Source organism: Calidifontibacillus erzurumensis, from assembly GCF_013303125.1.
GTDB lineage: Bacteria > Bacillota > Bacilli > Bacillales > Bacillaceae_J > Calidifontibacillus > Calidifontibacillus erzurumensis.
This window is the reverse complement of record NZ_JABTTE010000004.1, coordinates 55,630-78,887: the sequence shown is the minus strand read 5'-3', so window position 1 is coordinate 78,887 and position 23,258 is coordinate 55,630. Positions and strand designations below refer to the sequence as shown.

The window sequence follows — 23,258 nt, the reverse complement described above, 5'->3', positions numbered from 1 at the left end:
GTTTAACAAAATTCGCTTTTCTGCCTTCTATTGCAAGAAAGGCTTTTTCTACAATTTTTCAGCACATGTAATTTTCCATTTTGACATTAATAGAACTGTATGTAAAACTGAAATTACTACAAAATTGTATGAAGATAGGAGTTTCTAAATGAGAATTTTATTTATCGGCGACGTTGTAGGTTCACCAGGAAGAGAAATGGTGAAAACTTATTTACCTAAATTACAGGCGAAATATAGAACACATATTACAATCGTTAATGGCGAAAACGCTGCAGCTGGAAAAGGGATTACAGCAAAAATTTACCGATCTTTATTAGAAGCTGGTGCGAATGCGATTACACTTGGCAATCATACATGGGATAATAAAGAAATCTTTGAATTTATCGATGATGCTAAATATCTTGTGAGACCAGCCAATTTTCCTGAAGAAACACCAGGCCAAGGGTATATTATATTAAATATAAATGGAATTGAAGTAGGCATTATTAACTTGCAAGGCCGTACATTTCTTCCACCAATTGATTGTCCATTTAAAAAAGCTGATTTATTAATCAATGAAATACAAAAAAGAACAAATATCATTTTTGTTGACTTTCATGCAGAAGCAACAAGTGAAAAACAAGCAATGGGCTGGTATCTCGATGGAAGAGTTTCCGCAGTTGTCGGTACACATACCCATGTGCAGACAGCGGATGACCGCATTCTTCCTAATGGGACAGCTTACATTACTGATGCAGGGATGACAGGTCCATATGACGGCATTCTTGGGATTGAAAAAGATGCTGTTTTAAAGAGGTTTTTAACAAATCTTCCTGTCCGCTTTGAAGTAACAAGCGGCCGCGTGCAATTATGTGGTGTTGTCATTGATGTTGATCCAAAAACTGGGCGGTCTCTAAAAATTGAGCGAATTTTAATAAATGAAGATCATCCATTTTTTGAGTGAATTTTAAAACTTTTTTGAAAAAACAGCTAACGAAAGCAGGAATAAATGGTAATTTCGTGAATATAGTAGAAGAGAAATGTTTTCAGATTTACTTATCATACGAGGAGGAACTAGGAATGGAAATATTAAAAGTTTCAGCAAAATCTAATCCTAATTCTGTAGCTGGGGCACTTGCGGGAGTATTACGCGAGCGTGGCGCTGCTGAAATTCAAGCAATCGGTGCAGGTGCTCTAAATCAAGCCGTAAAGGCAGTTGCGATCGCACGAGGATTTGTTGCACCGAGTGGACTTGATTTAATCTGCATTCCTGCTTTTACTGATATTGTGATTGACGGCGAAGAAAGAACGGCAATAAAATTAATCGTCGAACCGCGTTAATGAAGGCTATGAAAAATTTATATTGTTGACATGTTGGGGCGTCTAAGTGTCTTGTATCCGATATGAATACTAATCGTATTGTAATTAGTAGTGGGTGCTTGCACTTAAGACAGCCCCTTATTTTGCATCAGGGGGAATGGCACTTGCGGAAAATTTTTGATGCCCATTGTGATGTTCTTTATAAAATGTGGTTCAACGATAAAATATCGTTTAAAGATAGTAATATGCTCCATGTTAACTTGGATCATTTGCTAGCATCTGGAGGGAAAGTGCAGTGCTTTGCAATTTTTATCCCAGAAAGTGTAAGAATATATGACAAATTTATGGTAGCATTAGAAATGGTTGATATTTTTTATGAAAGAGTGCTGAATGAAAATTCAAATATGAAAATGATTCTTGAAAAAAATGATATTTTGAATTTAAAAGATCATGAAATTGGAGCGATGTTAACGTTAGAAGGCTGCGATGCAATCGATTATGATCTAATTAAATTGAAAACCTTGTATCGGCTTGGTGTTCGTTCGGTCGGCCTAACATGGAATTATGCAAATGCTGTAGCAGATGGTGTACGTGAAAAAAGAAATGCGGGAATTTCAAATTTTGGAAAAAAAGTTATTGAGTTAAATAACCAATTTAAAATTTGGACAGATGTCTCTCATTTAGGTGAAAAATCATTTTGGGACACAATTGAAATTGCGAAATATCCGATTGCCTCTCATTCAAATGCTTTCTCAGTTTTTTCCCATCCCCGCAATTTGAAAGATGACCAAATTAAAGCGATCATCAAAAAAAATGGTGTCATCGGCATTACATTTGTCCCTTATTTCTTACGAGAAAATTATCATGAAGCAAGCATTAAGGATATTTTAAATCATATTGAGCATATTTGTTCATTAGGCGGCGATCGAAATATTGGTTTCGGTTCGGACTTTGATGGGATTGATGATACGGTCATCGGTTTGGAAAATTTCCGAGGATATGAAAATCTTTTAAATGAATTAGAAAAACATTACTCAGCGGACTTAATTTCTAGAATTTGCTATCAAAATTTTGTAGATAACTTTCCAAAATAACCCCAATAAAAATTGTATCCACAAAATTGTCAAAAATGCGATGATAGGGGTTGATTTTTTTGTTTTATAAGTCTAGAATTGAAAGCGTTTAGTACCCTTCCATACCTAAAATTGCTTACATAATCGGCAAGTAGGTCTAAAGACTGAGGTATTTTATGGAATCGTGCTACACTTTTAATACGTTGAAACATTTGAACAATGTACATTCAAAAGGGGTGTAAAAAATGATCAATCAACTTTCATGGAAAGTTGGAGGACAACAAGGGGAAGGAATTGAGAGTACAGGGGAGATTTTTGCAATTACTCTGAATCGTTTAGGTTACTATTTATATGGTTATCGCCATTTTTCCTCCCGTATCAAAGGCGGTCACACAAATAATAAAATTCGTGTAAGCACGAGTCAAGTTCTATCAATTTCTGATGATCTTGATATATTAGTTGCTTTTGACCAAGAAACCATTGATGTCAATTTTCATGAATTGCGTGAAGGCGGCGTAGTCATCGCTGATTCGAAATTCAATCCAACGATTCCTGAAAATGCCAAAGTTGCATTTTATTCAGTACCATTTACAGAAATTGCAACTGAATTAGGCACTTCATTAATGAAAAACATGGTGGCTGTCGGTGCATCATGTGCAATTTTAGAATTAGATGTTGAAGCATTTAGAGAAGTAGTTGAAGAAATTTTTGGACGTAAAGGTCAACAAGTTGTTGAAAAAAATATGGAAGCCATCCAAAAAGGCTATGAATATATTAAAACCCAAGCTGGCGGCTCACTTTCAACAATGAAGCTAGCAAAAGCTGATGGTAAGAAGCGCATGTTTATGATCGGTAACGATGCGATTGCCTTAGGTTTTGTTGCTGGTGGCTGCCGTTTTATGTCAGCGTATCCGATTACGCCAGCATCTGAAATCATGGAATATTTAATTAAGAAACTTCCAGAATTTGGTGGAACAGTTATTCAAACTGAAGATGAAATAGCTGCTTGTACGATGGCAATTGGCGCTAACTATGGTGGTGTACGGGCAATTACTGCGTCTGCTGGTCCAGGGCTTTCTTTAATGATGGAAGCAATTGGTCTTGCAGGTATGACAGAAACTCCACTTGTAGTAGTTGATACTCAACGCGGTGGCCCAAGTACAGGTTTGCCAACAAAAGTTGAACAATCTGATTTAATGCAAATGATTTATGGTACACATGGTGAAATTCCAAAAATCGTTCTTGCACCAAGCACGGTTGAGGAAGCATTTTATGATGCAATTGAAGCTTTAAATCTTGCGGAAGAATATCAATGCCCAGTTATATTATTAACTGATTTGCAACTTTCTTTAGGTAAGCAAACAGTTGAACCTTTAGATTATTCTAGAATTCAAATTCGCAGAGGCAAATTTGATTTAAATGCAGAATTAGTTGCTGATGGAACTGATGGAAACTATAAACGTTATATTGTAACAGAGGATGGTATTTCTCCACGTGTCGTACCAGGTATGAAAAATGGTCTTCACCATATGACAGGTGTAGAGCATAACGAGATCGGTCGTCCATCTGAAGCAGCGAAAAACCGTCAAATTCAAATGGACAAGCGTCTACGCAAGTTAAATAACATTAAGCTTGACAATGCTGTATATAAAAATGTTAAACATGATGAAGCTGATGTACTTGTCATTGGATTCAACTCTACTCGCGGTGGAATTGAAGAAGCAATGGCACGCCTTGAAAATGATGGAGTAAAAGTGAACCATGCACAAATCCGCTTGATTCATCCATTCCCAGTTGATGAAATTAAGCCTTTAGTGGATTCAGCAAAGAAAGTGGTCGTTGTTGAACATAACGGTACTGGTCAGTTAGCGCAAATCCTTAAATTAAATGTAGGAAATCACGATAAAGTGGAGAGCGTTCTTAAATACGACGGAAATCCGTTCCTACCAAGTGAAATTTACAACAGAATTAAGGAGTTGTTATAAAATGGCAACATTTAAAGATTTTCGAAATAGCGTGAAACCTAACTGGTGTCCAGGCTGCGGTGATTTCTCTGTGCAAGCAGCTATCCAACGCGCGGTTGCAAATATCGGCATCGAGCCACATGAATTAGTAGTTGTTTCAGGGATTGGTTGTTCTGGACGGATTTCCGGATATATTAACTCTTACGGTGTACATGGTATTCATGGTCGTGCTTTACCGATTGCCCAAGGGGTTAAAATGGCAAATAAAGATTTAACAGTCATTGCTGCCGGCGGTGACGGCGACGGCTTTGCCATCGGTATGGGGCATACAATTCACGCAATTCGTCGTAATATAGATATCACATATATCGTAATGGATAACCATATTTACGGATTAACAAAAGGACAAACATCACCACGCAGTGATTTTGGCTTTAAAACAAAGAGTACACCAAAAGGTTCCATCGAGCATTCAATCCATGCGATGGAAATGGCTTTAACTGCAGGTGCAACATTCGTGGCACAAAGCTTTTCTAGCGACTTAAAAGAGCTTACTTCATTAATTGAAGCTGGTATTAAACATAAAGGATTTTCTTTAATCAATGTCTTTAGTCCATGTGTAACCTATAATAAAGTGAACACTTATGATTGGTTTAAAGAAAATCTTAAGAAATTGGATGATATTGAAGGCTATGATCCATCGAACCGTAACATGGCGATGCAAGTATTGATGGAAAACCATGGACTCGTTACAGGTTTAATTTATCAAAACAAAGAACAAAAATCTTACCAAGAGCTTGTTCATGGATATAGTGAAAAACCATTAGTTTATGCAGATTTAAAAATTTCTGAAGAGAAGTTCAATGAATTGGTAAAAGAGTTTATGTAATTTGAATTAAACATTTTTCAAAGAATCAAAGGCTGGCCAATCGGCCAGCTTTTTTGCGCTCCCAAATTTTAAAATAGAACCCGCTATTGTGAAAACTTCAGTAAAGATATATACTATGTAATTGTTATGTTCCTTATTCATTAATGATGATGAAAATTTTAACTTTTGAGGAAGGAGATACACATGAACGAACAACAAAGATTGCAAAGTCAACAAGTAAATGCGGTTAATCCTTCGGACAGAAAATCCGAAAAGGATTATGCAAAATATTTTGAAACAGTTTATATCCCACCTTCCATGAAGGAAGCAAAAAAGCGCGGCAAATCAGAGGTTAAAGTGCACCGCGGTTATGATATACCGGAAGATATGGTGGGGATTGGTAAAGACAAGAAATTTTATATTCGCACATACGGATGCCAAATGAATGAACATGATACGGAAGTAATGGCAGGAATTTTAACTGAGCTTGAATTTGAAAGTACAAATTCGCCAGAAGAAGCAGATATTATATTATTAAATACATGTGCGATTCGTGAAAATGCTGAAAATAAAGTTTTTGGTGAAGTAGGTCATTTAAAACGATTAAAGCTTGAAAAGCCAGATCTAATTTTGGGCGTTTGCGGATGTATGTCACAAGAAGAAGGTGTTGTAAACCGACTATTACAAAAACATCAGCAAGTTGACCTCATTTTTGGTACGCATAACATTCACCGTTTACCGCAACTTCTTCGGGAAGCCATGTTTGGTAAAGAACGTGTCGTTGAAGTATGGTCAAAAGAAGGGGATGTTATCGAAAATCTGCCAAAAGTTAGAAATGGAAAAATTAAAGCATGGGTTAATATTATGTACGGATGCGATAAATTCTGTACCTATTGTATCGTTCCGTATACGAGAGGAAAAGAGAGAAGCCGTCGCCCAGAAGATATTATTGCTGAGGTACGAGAGTTGGCACGCCAAGGTTATAAAGAAATCACACTTCTTGGTCAAAACGTAAATGCATATGGAAAAGATTTTACTGATATCAAGTATGGATTAGGCGATTTGATGGATGAAATCCGAAAAATCGATATTCCGCGTATTCGCTTTACGACAAGCCATCCACGCGATTTTGATGATCGTTTAATCGAGGTGCTTGCAAAAGGCGGCAACTTAATGAATCATATCCATTTGCCTGTGCAATCAGGTAGTACAGAAGTATTGAAAATCATGTCTCGAAAATATACCCGAGAACAATATTTAGAACTTGTACGTAAAATAAAAGAAGCAATTCCGGATGTTTCCTTAACAACTGATATTATCGTTGGTTTCCCAAATGAAACAGAAGAACAATTTGAAGAAACGCTTTCTTTATATCGCGAAGTCGAATATGATGGTGCATTTACATTTATCTACTCTCCACGAGAAGGAACACCTGCAGCCCAAATGGTTGATAATGTTCCAATGGAAGTTAAAAAAGAGCGCTTGCAACGCTTAAATGCATTAGTAAACGAAATTTCCGCCAAAAAAAATAAGCAGTATCAAGATCAAATTGTTGAAGTACTCGTAGAAGGAGAGAGCAAAAACAATCCAGATATTTTAGCAGGCTACACAAGAAAGAACAAGCTTGTAAACTTTAAAGGTCCAAAATCTGCAATCGGCAAAATTGTAAAAGTGAAAATTACGGAAGCAAAAACTTGGTCATTAAATGGTGAGATGGTAGAAGAAGCGATGGGGGTAACATATAATGGCTAAATATACAAAATCACAAGTGGTGGCAAAGGCGGAAGAATTAGCAAAGTTAATTGCAGAAACTGAAGAAGTCGAATTTTTTAAAAGAGCTGAGGAAGCAATTAATAAAAATGAAAAAGTACGAAAGCTAATGGATGATATAAAAAGCTATCAAAAGCAGGCTGTCAATTTTAAACATTATAATAAACCGGAAGCATTGAAAAAAGTAGAAGAAAAAATAGATGCCCTAATGGCAGAATTAGACGAAATACCGGTAGTGGCAGAATTTAAACGTTCACAAGTCGTTGTCAATGACCTGCTGCAACTTGTTTCTAGTACGATTTCCCAAACGGTTACAAATGAAATTATTTTATCGACTGGCGGCGATTTACTGCAAGGAAAAACAGGCTCTCAACCAGGCTGTCATCAAGAAGGCGGCTGTGAACATGACCATCTAATCCCAGAAGAATTTAAGAAAAAATAAAATGGAAATTTATTGAAATAGAGGTTGACGATTTGTCAGCCTCTTTTTCAGTAAAATTTATTTGATTGGGCACATATCTTATGTTCCGTGCATAAAATAAACTAAGGTTTAAAGAAAATTGAGAACTGAATTTTTTTGCACACTGGTCTTTCGCCCTGCATAGGATGAAATGGAACATAAGATTGAGGAGGTAGTGCTCAATATGTCAACTAGAGGAGAGCATGATTTTAGATTTAGAGAAATTATTACGAAAGCCGTTTGCGGCAAAGGTCGTAAATTTACGCAATGCACACATACAATTACACCTTCTCACAGACCGACTAGCATTCTAGGATGTTGGATCATTAACCATGAATATGATGCTAAAAAGTCTGGAGAACACGTTGAAATCGAAGGTTGTTATGATATTAACGTATGGTACTCATTCAGTGAAAACACAAAAACAGAAGTAGTCACTGAAACAGTACACTATAAAGATGTCGTACGCCTATCTTCGAGAGATGAAAAGTGCATTAGCGATGATCTAGAAGTTATTGCTAGGGTGCTCCAGCAACCAAATTGTTTAGAATGTTCAATTTCACCAAATGGCAATAAAATAGTCGTTCAAGTTGAGCGGGAGTTTATTGCAGAAGTCATTGGTGAAACAAAAGTTTGTGTGAAGGTATATCCTGGAGTTTGTGAAGAAGATATTTGTGATGAAGACCTTAGCGACGATGAATTTGAAGATTTAAATCCAGACTTTTTAGTAGCTGGAGAAGAAGAATAGTAACTAGGAAGATACTCCTTCCTAGTTTTTTTATGGTATACTTTATACTAGTAAGAATGGGAAAAGGATTTTAATTGGAGGATTTGTAAACATGGCAAAATACACGCCAATGATACAGCAATACTTATCTGTAAAGGCACAATATAAAGATGCCTTTTTATTTTTTCGATTAGGCGACTTTTATGAAATGTTTTTTGAAGACGCAATTAAAGCTTCGCAAGAATTAGAGATTACCCTTACAGGCCGTGATGGGGGAACTGAGGAACGAATTCCAATGTGCGGGGTTCCCTATCATTCTGCTGAAAGTTATATAAATCAATTGATTGAAAAAGGCTATAAAGTTGCTATATGTGAACAAGTAGAAGATCCAAAAGCTGCCAAAGGTGTTGTTCGTCGAGAAGTTGTTCAGTTAATTACCCCTGGAACGGTCATGCAAGGCAAAGTCATCGATGAAAAAGCAAATAATTATATTGCTAGCATTAATGATTTTCAAGATGGTTCTTATGGGTTTGCCTATATTGACTTAACAACTGGTGAAGGCAATATTACGATGATTGTTGGCGATTGGCTAGATGCAGTGGGAGAAATCTATTCTGTTGGGGCAAAAGAAGTTGTAGTATCTTCTACATTTTCGGAAGAAAAATTACGAGAGTTCAAGCAGCGGATGAATATTACCGTTTCTATTGAAGATGATTCAGCAATTCCTGAGTCTCTAGCTGAAACTAGTAAAGGATTAGAACAAACAAAGCTCAAAGAAACGTTGGGCCGATTATTACAATATTTGATAAAAACGCAAAAACGATCCCTTGAACATTTACAACCAGTCCAATATTATGAAACGAATCAATATATGAAACTCGATATCCATTCAAAACGAAATTTAGAACTTGTTGAAACGATTCGCGCAAAAGGGAGAAAAGGATCGTTTTTATGGCTTTTAGATTCTACAGTGACAGCAATGGGAGCACGGCGTTTAAAACAATGGATTGAACGTCCGCTTCTTTCAAAAACAGAAATTGAAAATCGCTTAAATCTCGTAGAACAATTTCTAAATAATTTTATGATTCGAAAAGAATTACGGGAAGCATTAAAGCTCGTTTATGATTTAGAACGTCTTTCTGGTAGGGTCGCTTTTGGGAATGTCAATGCCCGTGATTTAATTCAATTAAAAAGATCGCTTGAACAGGTGCCAATCATTCTTGGATTAGTCGAACAGCTGGGAAATGAATACGCGAATCAACTTGTGCGTGATATTGACCGCTGTGAATCACTTTTTCATTTAATTGATGCTAGTATTCAAGAAAATCCTCCGCTTTCCATCAAAGATGGGGGAATCATTAAAGATGGATACAATGAAAAACTTGATGCGTATCGTGATGCTGTATTGAATGGAAAACAATGGATTGCCCAATTGGAAATGAGGGAAAAAGAGATAACTGGCATCAAATCGTTAAAAATCGGTTACAATCGAGTTTTTGGCTATTATATTGAAGTAACAAAGTCGAATATTCATTTATTGCCAGAAGGCCGATATGAGCGAAAGCAAACACTGGCTAATGCTGAACGATATATAACACCTGAACTTAAAGAAAAAGAAGCACTTATTTTGGAAGCAGAAGAAAAAATGGTCGATTTGGAATATGATTTGTTTGTAAATATTAGAGAAGAAGTAAAACAGTATATTCCACAGCTGCAACATTTAGCAAAGTTTATTAGTGAAATTGATTGTTTACAAAGTTTTGCAGAAATAAGTGAAGAATATCATTATACTAAACCGGAATTTTCAGAAGACCGGTCCATGATCATTAAGGAAGGCCGTCATCCAGTTGTTGAAAAAGTGCTTCAATCCAATGTATTCGTTGCAAATGACTGCCACCTTAACAGCGAGAGGGAAATCCTTTTAATTACTGGGCCAAATATGTCTGGGAAAAGTACGTATATGCGACAAATTGCATTAATAGCAATTATGGCGCAAATTGGTTGTTTTGTTCCTGCAGAGAAAGCAGTCCTGCCTATTTTTGACCAAATTTTTACAAGAATCGGTGCAGCTGATGATTTAGTATCAGGGCAAAGCACGTTTATGGTAGAAATGCTCGAAGCGAAAAATGCATTAACAAAAGCAACTCAAAATAGTCTAATTTTGCTGGATGAAATCGGCAGAGGAACATCCACTTATGATGGAATGGCTTTAGCACAAGCGATTATTGAGTACATTCATGATGAAATAGGAGCGAAAACATTATTCTCTACCCATTACCATGAGTTAGTCCAACTTGAACATTCCTTGGCAAGGGTAGTAAATGTTCATGTTAGCGCTATGGAGGAAAAAGGTAAAGTAGTTTTTCTTCATAAAGTGAAAGAAGGACCTGCAGATAAAAGTTATGGTATTCATGTAGCTGAATTGGCAGAATTGCCTGAGACGCTAATCAAACGTGCTAAAGAAATTTTGGACAAGTTGGAAAACAATCAAACAGAAAATAAAAATATTCATACAACAGTTTATGAAGAAAATGCTCAATTATCATTTTTTAATATCGAAACTGAGCCGAAGGAGCAAAATTCAAAAACCACCCAAGTCACCAAAAATGCTGAAGAGGTATTGAAAAAATTACAGTCACTAGATTTACTTGAAATGACGCCGCTCGATGCTATGAATGTGCTTTATAAACTACAAAAACGATTAAAATCAAAAGTGTAATGCAGGTGATATTGTGGGAAAAATCAAGCAGTTGGATTATCATCTTTCCAATAAAATTGCAGCCGGGGAAGTTGTCGAACGCCCGGCTTCTGTTGTAAAAGAATTGGTTGAAAATGCAATTGACGCCAACGCCACAAGAATTGAAGTTCATGTAAGAGAAGGTGGTTTAGAGGAAATTCGTATCGTTGATAATGGTGATGGAATTGAGCCGGATGACTGTCTTCTCGCTTTTGAACGACATGCGACAAGTAAAATAAAAGACGAAAAAGACTTGTTTAGAATAAAAACTCTTGGCTTTCGAGGCGAAGCACTACCAAGTATTGCTTCCGTTTCAGAGTTGGAAATGAAAACATCAACAGGGGAAGGTCCAGGTACATACCTTAAATTAAAAGGGGGTACTCTTGAAAGTCAGAAAAGTACATCAAGCCGTAAAGGAACGGAAATCATTGTACGAAATTTATTTTTCAATACCCCTGCAAGGCTAAAATATATGAAGACGGTTCATACAGAACTAAGTAATATTACCGATTATATCAACCGGATTGCTTTGGCTCATCCAGAAATATCACTTTTATTAACGCATAATGGCAACCGAATATTATTTACAAGCGGCAATGGCGACTTACTGCAAGTCATTGCATCCATTTACGGGATGAACATAGCTAAGCAAATGATTCCTTTAAAGCTTGAAAACATCGACTTTATCATTAGAGGGTATATCGCAAAACCTGAAGTGACTAGGGCTTCACGGAATTATATTTCAACAATTATCAACGGTAGGTTTATAAAGAATTATACGTTATCAAAAGCAATTCAAGAAGGCTACCATACCCTCTTGCCGATTGGTCGTTACCCGATTGCGATATTACAAATTGAAATGGATGCGTTATTAGTAGATGTCAATGTTCATCCATCAAAACTAGAGGTTCGTTTAAGCAAAGAAAACGAGCTTTATGACTTGATCAAAGAAGGGATTCAGAGTGCATTCAGGAAACAAACGTTAATCCCAGAAGTTGCTAAAGGTAGGAAAGAAACGAAACCGGCTTCTGAACAGCAAGCTTTCCAATTTGAACATAAAATTATAGAGGAAAAAAAGCCGTATGGACAAATAGATAACGAATTACAGATTGAAGATATAAATGAACCACAAATAGACGAAGAAAATGAATCTGTTATTAATGTAAATACTTGTCAATCAGAAAATTTTATCGAAGATGAAGTTATCAATATAGATACTACAATTGTCGATGGGGAAACAAATTTAACTGAACCGAAGAGCGATATCGGGAATAATCATATAGTGGCTGATATTCAAAAGAATTACGATCGAATTCCACCTCTTTACCCAATCGGTCAATTGCACGGAACGTATATTTTGGCACAAAATGAAAAAGGCTTGTATATTATTGATCAACACGCAGCACAAGAACGAGTGAAATATGAATATTTTAGAGAAAAAGTTGGACAAGTGCCGAGGGAACTTCAGGATTTGTTGTTCCCAATTACCCTAGAGTATACAAAAAATGAAGCACTTATTATTGAGGAAAACTTAGACAAATTAAAAGGGGTTGGAGTTTTCCTTGAGCCATTTGGCGGAGGAACTTTTATTGTCCGGTCACATCCACAATGGTTCCCAAAAGGATATGAAAAAGAAACCATTGAAGAAATTATTCAAGAGGTGCTTACGAAGAAAAAAATTAGCATCCAAGAACTTCGGGAAGAAGCAGCAATTATGATGTCTTGCAAAGGTTCGATTAAAGCAAACCGCCACTTGCGCAACGATGAAATTTTTGCCCTGCTTGAAACTTTGCGAAAATCTACCGATCCTTTTACTTGTCCACATGGTCGTCCAATTATTATTTATTTTTCGACGTATGAACTCGAGAAAATGTTTAAACGTGTCATGTAAAATTTTCTCATTATAAACATGAATGAAAGTTTGTATTCATGACTAGAATTGTTTATTATGGATGGAGAGGTACTTTTAAGGTGACAAAAAAATGAAAAAAAAAGTGATTGCTATTATTGGACCAACTGCGGTTGGAAAAACAAAAGCAAGTATAGAAATAGCTCTTGCGCTTGACGGGGAAATCATCAGTGGAGATTCCATGCAAATTTATCGGGGGATGAATATCGGAACTGCAAAAGTGACAGAAGATGAAATGCAAGGAATTCCCCACCATCTCATTGATATTAAAGATCCATGGGAAGAATTTTCAGCAGCGGAATTTAAAGAACTTGCCACTCATTGTATTGAAGAAATTACCAATCGAGGGAAAGTTCCAATCATAGTTGGAGGAACAGGATTATATATCCAAGCAGTTCTTTCCGGGTATCATTTTTCGAAAGCTGCATCTAACCAGGAATACCGGGTATTTCTTGAAAAAAGGATTGAAGAGGAAGGAATTGAAAAAGTTTATAACGAACTTTTAACGATTGACCCGGAAAGCATTAAGCGTATTCACCCCAATAATGTGAGGCGAGTAATCAGGGCGTTGGAAATTTATCATGAAACTGGTTTAACAATGACCGAGTACTTAAAAAAACAGGAACAAGAAGCCCCTTATGATGATCTTATTATTGGGCTGACAATGGAAAGAGATCTTCTCTACGACCGCATTAATAAAAGAGTAGACCAAATGGTGCAACAAGGTTTAATTGAGGAAGTCCGAGCATTATACGAGGCAGGTATCAGAGACTGCCAATCGGTTCAAGCGATTGGTTATAAAGAGCTATATGATTATTTTGAAGGAAAAGTATCAAAAGAGGAAGCAATTGAACTTTTAAAACGTAATTCAAGAAGATATGCAAAGAGACAATTAACATGGTTCCGTAATAAAATGGATGTAAATTGGGTTGATATGTCTTTAGCTGTTCAAAATGAAACCATATTTGCAGAAAAGATTCAAGAAATTTTAAATTTAATTGCAGGAAAGCTTCACCTTAAAGCGAAATAGATTATATAAGGAATAGAAGAGGAGGACTGTTCGATGAAACAATCCATAAATATCCAAGATCAATTTTTAAACCAGCTCCGTAAAGAAAATATTAATGTAACTGTATTTTTATTAAATGGTTTCCAGTTAAGAGGTACTGTGAAAGCATTTGATAATTTTACAGTTTTATTAGATACGGATGGGAAACAACAAATGATTTATAAACATGCAATTTCCACTTTTTCACCGCAAAAAGCTGTTCAAATTGACTTGGAAGGCAATCAACAATAAGGAAGTTTAGAAAAGGGGTTGTCTGAATCATTGATACCCTTTTCAATATAAAAAATTGATAAACATCCAATTTTAACCGTTTACATGTATGGGAATATTCAAATATATTTCATTTTGGTCTAAAAGATGAAAGAGGGGATTCAGTTGTCGGAAAATCGACATTCTGGATTACCCTCTTTTTTGTGTGGGGGAATACTAAAAAAGCGCTCCGGGGCCTGTCCCTTAAAATTAAATGAAATAAAGCAAATAATGGAAAAAGTATTTGAAAACAGAAATTTCTTCAATCAAGGAAATTTTCACTTTTTTATAGGCATTTGTCACAATTTACCCACCTCGTACGTATACTATACATGAATGAGAGGTGACTTCATATGGAGCAACCACTAACTTTGAATAAAAACGGTCAGATTAACATTGTTTTAAACAATGAAAAAATGAAATTGAAGGTCACAAAAGCATCAAAGTCACTTGATAAACAGCAAGAAATCATCCATGCCAAACACGAGCCGCTGATGAAAATCGAAAAAGAAATGGATGCTCTTGTTGGAATGGATGGAATGAAAAAAGTAATAAAAGAAATATATGCATGGATTTACATTAACAAAGTCCGTGAAGAGCATGGTTTACTTCCGGGCGGTCAAGTGCTTCATATGTTGTTTAAAGGAAATCCGGGTACTGGGAAAACGACAGTAGCAAGGCTTATCGGAAAATTGTTAAAAGAAATGAATGCATTGTCAAAAGGACATTTAATCGAAGCAGAGCGGGCTGATCTTGTCGGAGAATACATCGGGCATACAGCACAAAAAACAAGGGAATTAATTAAAAAAGCGATGGGTGGCATATTATTTATTGATGAAGCTTACTCTTTGGCACGTGGGGGAGAGAAAGATTTTGGAAAAGAAGCGATCGATACGCTAGTAAAAAATATGGAAGATAAACAAAATGACTTCATTTTAATATTAGCTGGTTATGCTAAAGAGATGGATCAATTTTTATCATTAAATCCTGGACTTAGGTCACGATTTCCTTTAGTTATTGAATTTCCGGATTATACCGTTGATCAATTGATGGAAATTGCAAGGAAAATGGTAAAAGAAAGACAATATGTTTTATCAAAAGATGCTGAGTGGAAGCTTAGAGAACACTTGCAAGCTGTAAAATACAATAGATCTCCTCATGTTTTTAGCAATGGTCGTTACATTCGCAATTGTATTGAAAAAGCTATACGCGCCCAAGCGTTAAGACTTTTAGTGAATGATACCTATGATAAAAAAGAGTTGGAAACAATTAAAAGTGAAGATTTAACTTTTGGTGATTTTTAAGAAAGAAAGGGCTGGCAAATTTGTCAGTCTTTCTTTTTCTTTTCAATTTTTTATATTTTCACAGGATGAAAATGTTTATTTTCTTTGTTAATATTGATAAAGAATGTAATAAAAGCGAGGGACAAATTTTGATTGAAAATGAAGCAAGAAAAGAAAGGGCATTGTTAGTAGGTTGTCAATTGCCGCACATGGATGAAGAACGTTTTTTATATTCAATGGAAGAGTTGGCCTCTCTGACAAAAACAGCTCACGGTGAAGTAATGATGAGCTTATCGCAAAAAAGAGAGAAGATTCATCCTGCAACCTATATCGGAAAAGGAAAGGTTGAAGAAATTGCCCAACTAGAAAAAGAATTAGATATTGATGTAATCATTTTTAATGATGAACTTTCGCCCTCCCAACTTCGGAATTTATCAGAAACGTTTGAAGCAAAGGTCATTGACCGTACACAACTAATTTTAGATATTTTTGCAGCCCGTGCGAAGTCAAAAGAAGGGAAGCTCCAAGTAGAGCTTGCTCAATACGAATATTTATTACCACGGCTTGCAGGCCAAGGTCTTGCCTTATCACGTCTAGGCGGAGGGATTGGAACGAGAGGGCCGGGTGAAACAAAGCTGGAAACCGACCGTCGCCATATTCGCCGCCGCATTGATGAAATTAAAAAGCAGCTAAAAGCGGTTACTGAACATCGGATCCGTTATCGGGAAAGGAGAAAGAAGAATCAAGCGTTTCAAATTTCCCTGGTCGGTTATACGAATGCTGGAAAATCAACGATTTTTAACAGACTAACGGAAGCAGCGGCGTTTGAAGAGAACTTATTGTTTGCAACGTTAGACCCGATGACAAGAAAGTTCATCCTGCCAAGCGGATTAACAACCCTTTTAACCGATACGGTTGGATTTATTGAAGATTTGCCGACGACTTTAATTGCTGCGTTCCGTTCTACCCTCGAGGAAGTGTGTGAATCTGATTTAATTTTGCACGTAGTAGATTGTTCAAATCCAGATTATTTTAACCATGAAAAAACAGTATACAAAATTTTAGAGGAACTTGGGATTAAAAATATCCCGATATTAACCGTTTACAATAAAAAAGACTTAGTACTTACTTCGTTCGTTCCTTCGACGAATGATATGGTATTTATAAGTGCCCTTGATCAGGAAGATATAAATTTCCTCCGAAAAAAAATCGAAGAGAAAATAATCGAACAAATGGAATATTATCATATCTTTGTTCCTAAAACAGAAGGACGGCTACTCGCTAAACTTAAAGGGGAAACGATCGTAGTTGATCAACAATTTAATGAGCAAAGAGAAATTTATGAATGTAAAGGATTCGTAATGCCAAATGGACCTTTACATCAACAAATAAAAGATTATCAACTTCATTAGGGAGATTAGTATGTACGAGAATTTTCGTTTTGGATTAGAAATAAAAAAAGTAGTTGAAAAAATTGAAGAAAAAATTAAACCTATTCATTCTGAAATTGATTCAATAGTTGAGAAAAACCAGTATCGAGTTTTAACGGCATTTCGAAATCAAAAAGTGGCTGATTTTCATTTTAATCCTTCTACTGGCTATGGTTATGATGATATCGGCAGGGATACACTGGAAAACGTTTATGCTGAAGTGTTTGGTGCGGAAGCAGCGTTGGTACGGCCACAAATTATATCAGGCACTCATGCCATTTCCCTTTCATTATTTGGGGTGCTTCGACCTGGTGATGAACTTTTATATATTACTGGAAGACCGTATGATACACTTGAAGAAATTGTCGGTATCCGTGGAGAACAAAACGGTTCATTAAGAGATTTTCAAATCAGCTACCAAGCCATTCCTTTAACACCAGAAGGAACTGTTGATTATCACAATGTTGCCAAGGCTATTAAACCAAATACAAAATTAATTGGCATCCAACGGTCAAAAGGGTATGCAACTAGACCGTCCTTTACAATTGATCAAATTAAGGAAATGATCAAATTTGTAAAAGAAATTAAGCCAGAGGTATTTGTTTTTGTAGATAATTGTTATGGTGAGTTTGTTGAAGAGCTTGAACCTTGTCATGTTGGTGCAGACTTAGTAGCGGGTTCCTTAATTAAAAATCCTGGCGGCGGTCTTGCTAAAAGTGGTGGTTACATTGTTGGAAAAGAAATGTTAGTTGATTTATGTGCCAATCGCTTAACTGCACCAGGTATCGGCAGGGAAGCAGGCCCGTCGCTATATAGCTTGCATGAAATGTATCAAGGATTTTTCCTTGCTCCTCACATTGTAGGACAAGCATTGAAAGGAGCTGTTTTTTCATCAGCTCTTTTAGAGGAGTATGGGTTTCATACATATCCAAGTTGGAAACAAAAACGAACCGATCTCGTTCAATCTGTGCAATTTCAAGATCGGGAAATGATGATTGCTTTTTGTCAAGCCATCCAATTTGCTTCTCCCGTTAATGCTCATGTATCACCTGAACCGAGTTATATGCCTGGTTATGAAGATGATGTCATTATGGCTGCTGGTACTTTTATACAAGGAGCAAGTATTGAATTAACAGCTGATGGTCCAATGCGTCCTCCGTACGAAGCATATGTTCAAGGGGGACTTACTTATGAACATGTGAAGATAGCCCTTATTACCGCAATTAATCAATTAATGGAAAAGGGATATATTCGTTAGTACTTGATTGTTTATGAAAAAGTGTAAGGTATTCTAACATAGTGTTGACAGAAAAAATATCGTCATTTAAGATAAAATCAATGAAAGCAGTACTGCTTGAAGGGGGCACCAGTAATGAGTGATCAGTTTCGTCGTACGATGCCTTTATTTCCAATTGGAATAGTAATGCAACTTACTGAATTGTCCGCTCGTCAAATTCGCTATTATGAAGAAAATGAATTAATTCATCCCGCTAGAACAAATGGAAATCGACGGTTGTTTTCCTTCAATGATATTGACCGTTTACTTGAAATAAAATCGTTGATTGAACAAGGGGTTAATTTAGCCGGAATTAAAAAAATATTTGCGACAAAGAAAGACGAAAAATTTATAGAAAAAACCGAGCAAGTCTCTGATGTGAAGCAGGAATTGTCAGATGCCGAGTTGAGGCGTTTGCTTCGTAAAGAGCTTATTCAGGCTGGCCGTTTTAGTAAGCAGCAGAATGGCAATTTCAACTTATTTTATTAATAAATCATTTTGGAATAGACAGTATTTAGGAGGAGCTAGTAGTGGCAAAGTATACAAAAGAAGACATTAAACGAATGGCACAAGAGCAAAATGTAAGATTTATTCGCCTTCAATTTACAGATATGCTTGGAATTATTAAAAACGTAGAAATTCCAATCGGTCAGTTGGATAAGGCCCTCAACAATCAAATGATGTTTGATGGTTCATCCATCGAAGGATTTGTTCGTATTGAAGAATCCGACATGTATTTATATCCAGACTATGATACGTGGATTGTCTTTCCATGGACGACTGAAAAAGGGAAAGTTGCCCGCTTAATTTGTGATATTTATAATACAGACGGTACACCTTTTGCGGGCGATCCTCGCGGTAACTTGAAGCGGATGCTTCGCAGAATGGAAGAGTTAGGCTTCACTTCTTTCAACCTTGGACCAGAACCTGAATTTTATTTATTTAAACTTGATGAAAATGGCGAACCAACAATGGAATTAAATGATAAAGGCGGATATTTTGACTTGGCTCCTACAGATCTTGGAGAAAACTGCCGCCGCGATATTGTTTTGGAATTGGAAGAAATGGGCTTTGACATTGAAGCTTCCCATCATGAATGCGGCCCAGGCCAACATGAGATTGATTTTAAGTATGCGGATGCAGTGAAAGCATGTGATGATATTCAAACATTTAAATTAGTTGTTAAAACAATTGCACGTAAACATGGTTTACACGCTACTTTTATGCCAAAACCAATCTTTGGAATTGCAGGATCTGGCATGCATTGTAATGTGTCATTATTTAAAGGAAATCAAAATGCCTTTTATGATGAAAATGGTCCGCTTCAATTAAGCGAAACAGCTTATCAATTTATCGCAGGTATTATGAAACATGCTGAAGCATTTACAGCAATTTGTAATCCAACTGTTAATTCATATAAGCGCCTTGTGCCAGGGTATGAAGCTCCATGCTATGTTGCTTGGTCTGCGAAAAATCGTAGTCCACTAATCCGCATTCCAACAGCTAGAGGTATGAGCACCCGTGTAGAAGTGCGTAGTCCTGATCCATCTGCAAATCCTTATTTAGCGATGGCAGTAATTTTAGCTGCTGGTTTGGATGGAATTATTAATAAATTAAAAGCTCCAAAACCTGTTGACCGCAATATATACGTTATGGGTAAGTTAGAACGTTTAGAACATGGAATCATCGATTTACCATCAAACCTTGGTGTCGCTTTGGAAAAATTAAAACAGGATGAGGTCATTTTAGATGCATTAGGGGAACATATTGCAGAACACTTTATTGAAGCAAAAGAAATTGAGTGGGATATGTTCCGTACAACTGTAACGACTTGGGAACGTGAGCATTATATGTCTACTTATTAAAAGTGGTTGCAAGAAATTGAGAAGCCTTCTAAATGGGGTATTTAAAATATGATATAAAATAGATATTGGAAGTAAGGGCAGGGGTCGAGAATAGCACGATCTTACGCCCTTTTTTGTCGGATTAATTTTTCTGATAATTTATAAAAAAGCTGCATCAAATTTTTTTCCGTTTTGATGCAGCTTATTACTGTTGTTTATTAATTTTGTTCAATCAATGGAACGGTAAAGGCCGATCACTTTTCCTAATATTGATACGTTTCGAACGATGATCGGTTCCATCGCTGAATTTTCTGGTTGAAGGCGAATATAATTTTTTTCTTTGAAAAATCGTTTAACAGTTGCTTCGTTTTCTTCGGTCATTGCAACAACGATATCGCCATTCTCAGCCGTTTGTTGTTGACGAACGATGACATAATCCCCATCATGGATGCCTGCTTCGATCATGCTTTCCCCTTCAACGACAAGGATAAACACATTGCCATCAGCGGGTACAAATCGTTCTGGTAAAGGAAGATATTCATCAATGTTTTCAATGGCGGTAATCGGTAAACCTGCCGTTACTTTGCCGATAATCGGTACGTTGACTGTTTCTGATTTAGGAATTGAGTTTGTCTCTTCATTCGTTAATATTTCAATAGCCCTCGGCTTAGTAGGATCTCTACGAATATATCCTTTTTTCTCAAGTCTCGATAAGTGCCCATGGACTGTCGAGCTTGATGCTAAGCCTACTGCTTCGCCAATTTCTCTAACGGATGGTGGATATCCTTTTTCGCTTACTTGCTTTTTTATAAAATCAAGGATGTCTTGCTGTCTTTTAGAAATTTTTGTCATCATTTTCACCTCTTTAATCCAATATATTAATAGAATTATAACAAATTTTGCATTTGTTTACAAACATAAGTTCGAAAAGAAATGTGTGATAGGATTGAAGGAGAGGTTAAGTGGCGTATAAATCGTTGGTTAGGAATAGTCCGATAAAATAAATTTAGCGGTTCTTATAACGAGCTGCTTCAATTAATTGTTGTAACAATGTTCATTTAAACCGTTTTTATAACAAGTTTGAGTTTAGGGGCAATTGTAATAGATTATTGAATTTTCGAAAAGTGATAAAAGATGGGTAGACCAGTTTTGGTTCAATAAAAATTACCACAATCGCACATAATATGTATTGTCTTGAGGAAATTTGTTGAAACAATGGATTTTTCGTTATATGATGGAAACCGAGTAGAAAAGTTAGGAAGGATGAAATAAATGTCACAATCTATCGAACAATTATCGATCAGTTCGATCCGCACTTTGTCAATTGATGCAATTGAAAAAGCAAATTCAGGGCATCCAGGTATGCCTATGGGTGCAGCACCAATGGCCTATAAGTTGTGGACAAAATTTATGAAACATAATCCAGCTAATCCAAATTGGTTTAACCGAGACCGTTTTATTCTATCTGCTGGACATGGATCTATGTTATTGTACAGCCTTTTACATTTAAGCGGTTATGATTTGACAATGGATGATATTAAAAACTTCCGTCAATGGGGTTCAAAAACACCAGGTCATCCAGAATATGGACATACACCAGGGGTTGAAGCAACAACAGGTCCTCTTGGACAAGGTGTTGCAACAGCTGTCGGGATGGCGATGGCTGAACGGCATTTAGCTGCTAAATTTAACAAACCAGATTTCGAAATCATTAATCACTTTACATATGCAATATGCGGAGACGGCGACTTAATGGAAGGTGTTTCAGCTGAATCTGCTTCATTAGCAGGCCATTTAAAACTTGGTCGCTTAATAATTTTATATGATTCCAATGATATTTCATTAGACGGAGATCTTAACCGCTCGTTTTCAGAAAATGTTTTACAACGTTATGAAGCATACGGTTGGCAAGTATTGCGGGTTACAGACGGCAATAATTTAGATGAAATTGAAAAAGCATTAGAGGAAGGAAGAGCAGATTTAAACCGACCAACTTTAATTGAAGTGAAAACAACTATTGGCTTTGGATCTCCGAATAAATCTGGAAAATCTGCTTCCCATGGCGCTCCTCTCGGGAAAGAAGAAGTTAAGTTAACTAAACAATCATATAATTGGACTTTTGAGGAAGATTTCTATGTACCGCAAGAAGTGTATGATCATTTCCGACAAGAGGTTTTTGAAGCAGGAGCAAAACACGAAGCTGAATGGAATCAATTATTGTCTGCTTATAAAGGAAAGTATCCTGAACTTGGCCAACAATTAGAACAAGCGATTAATGGCAAACTACCAGAAGGTTGGGAGAAAGAACTTCCAACATATGAAGTAGGTACGAAATTAGCTAGCCGTGATTCATCTGGTCAAACCATTAACGCCATTGCTAAAGCTGTTCCGCAATTCTTTGGTGGATCAGCCGATTTAGCAAGTTCAAATAAAACAACGATGAAAGACCAAGGTGATTTTTCTGCCCATGATTATAGCGGCCGTAATATTTGGTTTGGTGTTCGCGAATTTGCGATGGGTGCCGCTTTAAATGGAATGGCTCTGCATGGAGGATTAAAAGTTTTCGGAGGAACATTCTTTGTGTTCTCTGATTATTTACGTCCAGCGATTCGATTGTCAGCACTTATGAACTTGCCGGTAACTTATGTGTTTACTCATGACAGCATTGCTGTGGGCGAAGATGGTCCTACTCATGAGCCAATTGAACATTTAGCTTCTCTTCGCTCGATGCCTAATTTAACTACAATCCGCCCTGCTGACGGTAATGAAACAGTTGCCGCATGGAAAGTAGCTCTTGAAAGTGAAAATCGACCAACGGCTCTCGTTTTATCGCGACAAGGATTACCAACCATTGAGGGTACAAAAGAAAAAGCTTATGAAGGAGTTAGGAAAGGAGCTTATGTAATTAGTAAATCAGAAAAAGAAACTCCAGATGCTCTGATCTTAGCTACCGGCTCTGAAGTAAACTTAGCAATCGAAGCACAAAAAGTGCTTAAAGAAGAAGGAATTTACGTATCTGTCATTAGCATGCCTGCATGGAATCTATTTGAAGAGCAATCAGAAGAGTACAAAGAATCTGTCTTGCCTAAAAATGTGAAAAAACGTTTAGCTGTTGAAATGGGTTCTTCACTAGGATGGCATCGTTACGTGGGTTCAGAAGGCGATATCATTGCTATCGATCAGTTTGGCGCATCAGCACCTGGAGAGAAACTTATGCAAGAATACGGTTTTACTGTAGAAAATGTTGTTGCAAGAGTAAAAGCCTTGCTTGAAAAATAACAACAAATATATGTGAGGCTG

The 23,258-nt window shown here is 36.6% G+C and carries 19 protein-coding genes; 18 read left to right on the top strand and 1 reads right to left on the bottom strand.

Annotated elements, in window-relative coordinates:
- Positions 1–148 precede the first annotated feature (148 nt).
- The 17 genes from HR057_RS04940 to glnA all read left to right on the top strand — a co-directional run bounded on the left by HR057_RS04940 (position 149) and on the right by glnA (position 19,979).
- Positions 149–943, top strand: a complete 795-nt coding sequence (locus tag HR057_RS04940; protein WP_173730315.1) for a TIGR00282 family metallophosphoesterase — start codon at positions 149–151, stop codon at positions 941–943.
- A 116-nt stretch (positions 944–1,059) separates the two neighbouring features.
- A complete protein-coding gene (spoVS, locus tag HR057_RS04935) occupies positions 1,060–1,320 on the top strand; it encodes a stage V sporulation protein SpoVS (RefSeq protein ID WP_173730314.1) in 261 nt (86 codons plus the stop codon).
- Positions 1,321–1,463: 143 nt separating this feature from the next.
- Entirely contained in the window at positions 1,464–2,393 is a 930-nt protein-coding gene (locus HR057_RS04930) for a dipeptidase (RefSeq protein ID WP_268990192.1), read from the top strand.
- A gap of 224 nt (positions 2,394–2,617) precedes the next feature.
- The gene (locus HR057_RS04925; protein WP_173730312.1) at positions 2,618–4,357 is read left to right on the top strand and encodes a 2-oxoacid:acceptor oxidoreductase subunit alpha; all 1,740 of its coding nucleotides are present in this window, start codon (positions 2,618–2,620) and stop codon (positions 4,355–4,357) included.
- 1 nt (position 4,358) lies between these two features.
- Positions 4,359–5,225, top strand: coding sequence for a 2-oxoacid:ferredoxin oxidoreductase subunit beta (locus HR057_RS04920; protein ID WP_173730311.1), 867 nt, complete (start codon positions 4,359–4,361; stop codon positions 5,223–5,225).
- 183 nt (positions 5,226–5,408) lie between these two features.
- The gene (gene miaB / locus HR057_RS04915) at positions 5,409–6,956 is read left to right on the top strand and encodes a tRNA (N6-isopentenyl adenosine(37)-C2)-methylthiotransferase MiaB (RefSeq protein ID WP_173730310.1); all 1,548 of its coding nucleotides are present in this window, start codon (positions 5,409–5,411) and stop codon (positions 6,954–6,956) included.
- Complete coding sequence (locus HR057_RS04910; protein WP_173730309.1) at positions 6,949–7,416, top strand: RicAFT regulatory complex protein RicA family protein; 468 nt, start codon at positions 6,949–6,951, stop codon at positions 7,414–7,416. Before miaB ends, HR057_RS04910 begins: the two co-directional genes overlap by 8 nt.
- A 202-nt stretch (positions 7,417–7,618) precedes the next feature.
- Positions 7,619–8,182, top strand: a complete 564-nt coding sequence (locus HR057_RS04905; RefSeq protein WP_173730308.1) for an outer spore coat protein CotE — start codon at positions 7,619–7,621, stop codon at positions 8,180–8,182.
- A gap of 91 nt (positions 8,183–8,273) precedes the next feature.
- The gene (gene mutS, locus HR057_RS04900; RefSeq protein ID WP_173730307.1) at positions 8,274–10,880 is read left to right on the top strand and encodes a DNA mismatch repair protein MutS; all 2,607 of its coding nucleotides are present in this window, start codon (positions 8,274–8,276) and stop codon (positions 10,878–10,880) included.
- Positions 10,881–10,893: 13 nt separating this feature from the next.
- On the top strand, positions 10,894–12,789 hold the full coding sequence (mutL, locus tag HR057_RS04895; protein WP_173730306.1) for a DNA mismatch repair endonuclease MutL: 1,896 nt from the start codon (positions 10,894–10,896) through the stop codon (positions 12,787–12,789).
- A gap of 91 nt (positions 12,790–12,880) precedes the next feature.
- The gene (miaA, locus tag HR057_RS04890; protein WP_173730305.1) at positions 12,881–13,837 is read left to right on the top strand and encodes a tRNA (adenosine(37)-N6)-dimethylallyltransferase MiaA; all 957 of its coding nucleotides are present in this window, start codon (positions 12,881–12,883) and stop codon (positions 13,835–13,837) included.
- 33 nt (positions 13,838–13,870) lie between these two features.
- Positions 13,871–14,107, top strand: a complete 237-nt coding sequence (gene hfq / locus HR057_RS04885) for an RNA chaperone Hfq (RefSeq protein ID WP_173730304.1) — start codon at positions 13,871–13,873, stop codon at positions 14,105–14,107.
- Positions 14,108–14,478: 371 nt separating this feature from the next.
- A complete protein-coding gene (spoVK, locus tag HR057_RS04880; RefSeq protein WP_173730303.1) occupies positions 14,479–15,429 on the top strand; it encodes a stage V sporulation protein K in 951 nt (316 codons plus the stop codon).
- 128 nt (positions 15,430–15,557) lie between these two features.
- A complete protein-coding gene (hflX, locus tag HR057_RS04875; protein ID WP_268990191.1) occupies positions 15,558–16,820 on the top strand; it encodes a GTPase HflX in 1,263 nt (420 codons plus the stop codon).
- A 10-nt stretch (positions 16,821–16,830) separates the two neighbouring features.
- Positions 16,831–18,096: a methionine gamma-lyase family protein gene (locus HR057_RS04870; RefSeq protein ID WP_173730301.1), complete on the top strand. Its 1,266-nt coding sequence runs from the start codon at positions 16,831–16,833 to the stop codon at positions 18,094–18,096.
- Between the two features lie 114 nt (positions 18,097–18,210).
- A complete protein-coding gene (locus tag HR057_RS04865; RefSeq protein ID WP_173730300.1) occupies positions 18,211–18,603 on the top strand; it encodes a MerR family transcriptional regulator in 393 nt (130 codons plus the stop codon).
- 41 nt (positions 18,604–18,644) lie between these two features.
- A complete protein-coding gene (gene glnA, locus HR057_RS04860) occupies positions 18,645–19,979 on the top strand; it encodes a type I glutamate--ammonia ligase (protein ID WP_173730299.1) in 1,335 nt (444 codons plus the stop codon).
- 207 nt (positions 19,980–20,186) lie between these two features.
- Here the strand turns inward: glnA and lexA are convergent, their stop codons facing one another.
- Positions 20,187–20,810: a transcriptional repressor LexA gene (gene lexA, locus HR057_RS04855; protein WP_173730298.1), complete on the bottom strand. Its 624-nt coding sequence runs from the start codon at positions 20,808–20,810 to the stop codon at positions 20,187–20,189.
- A gap of 420 nt (positions 20,811–21,230) precedes the next feature.
- Between lexA and tkt the strand changes: the two genes are divergently transcribed.
- On the top strand, positions 21,231–23,237 hold the full coding sequence (gene tkt, locus HR057_RS04850; protein WP_173730297.1) for a transketolase: 2,007 nt from the start codon (positions 21,231–21,233) through the stop codon (positions 23,235–23,237).
- Positions 23,238–23,258: the final 21 nt, after the last annotated feature.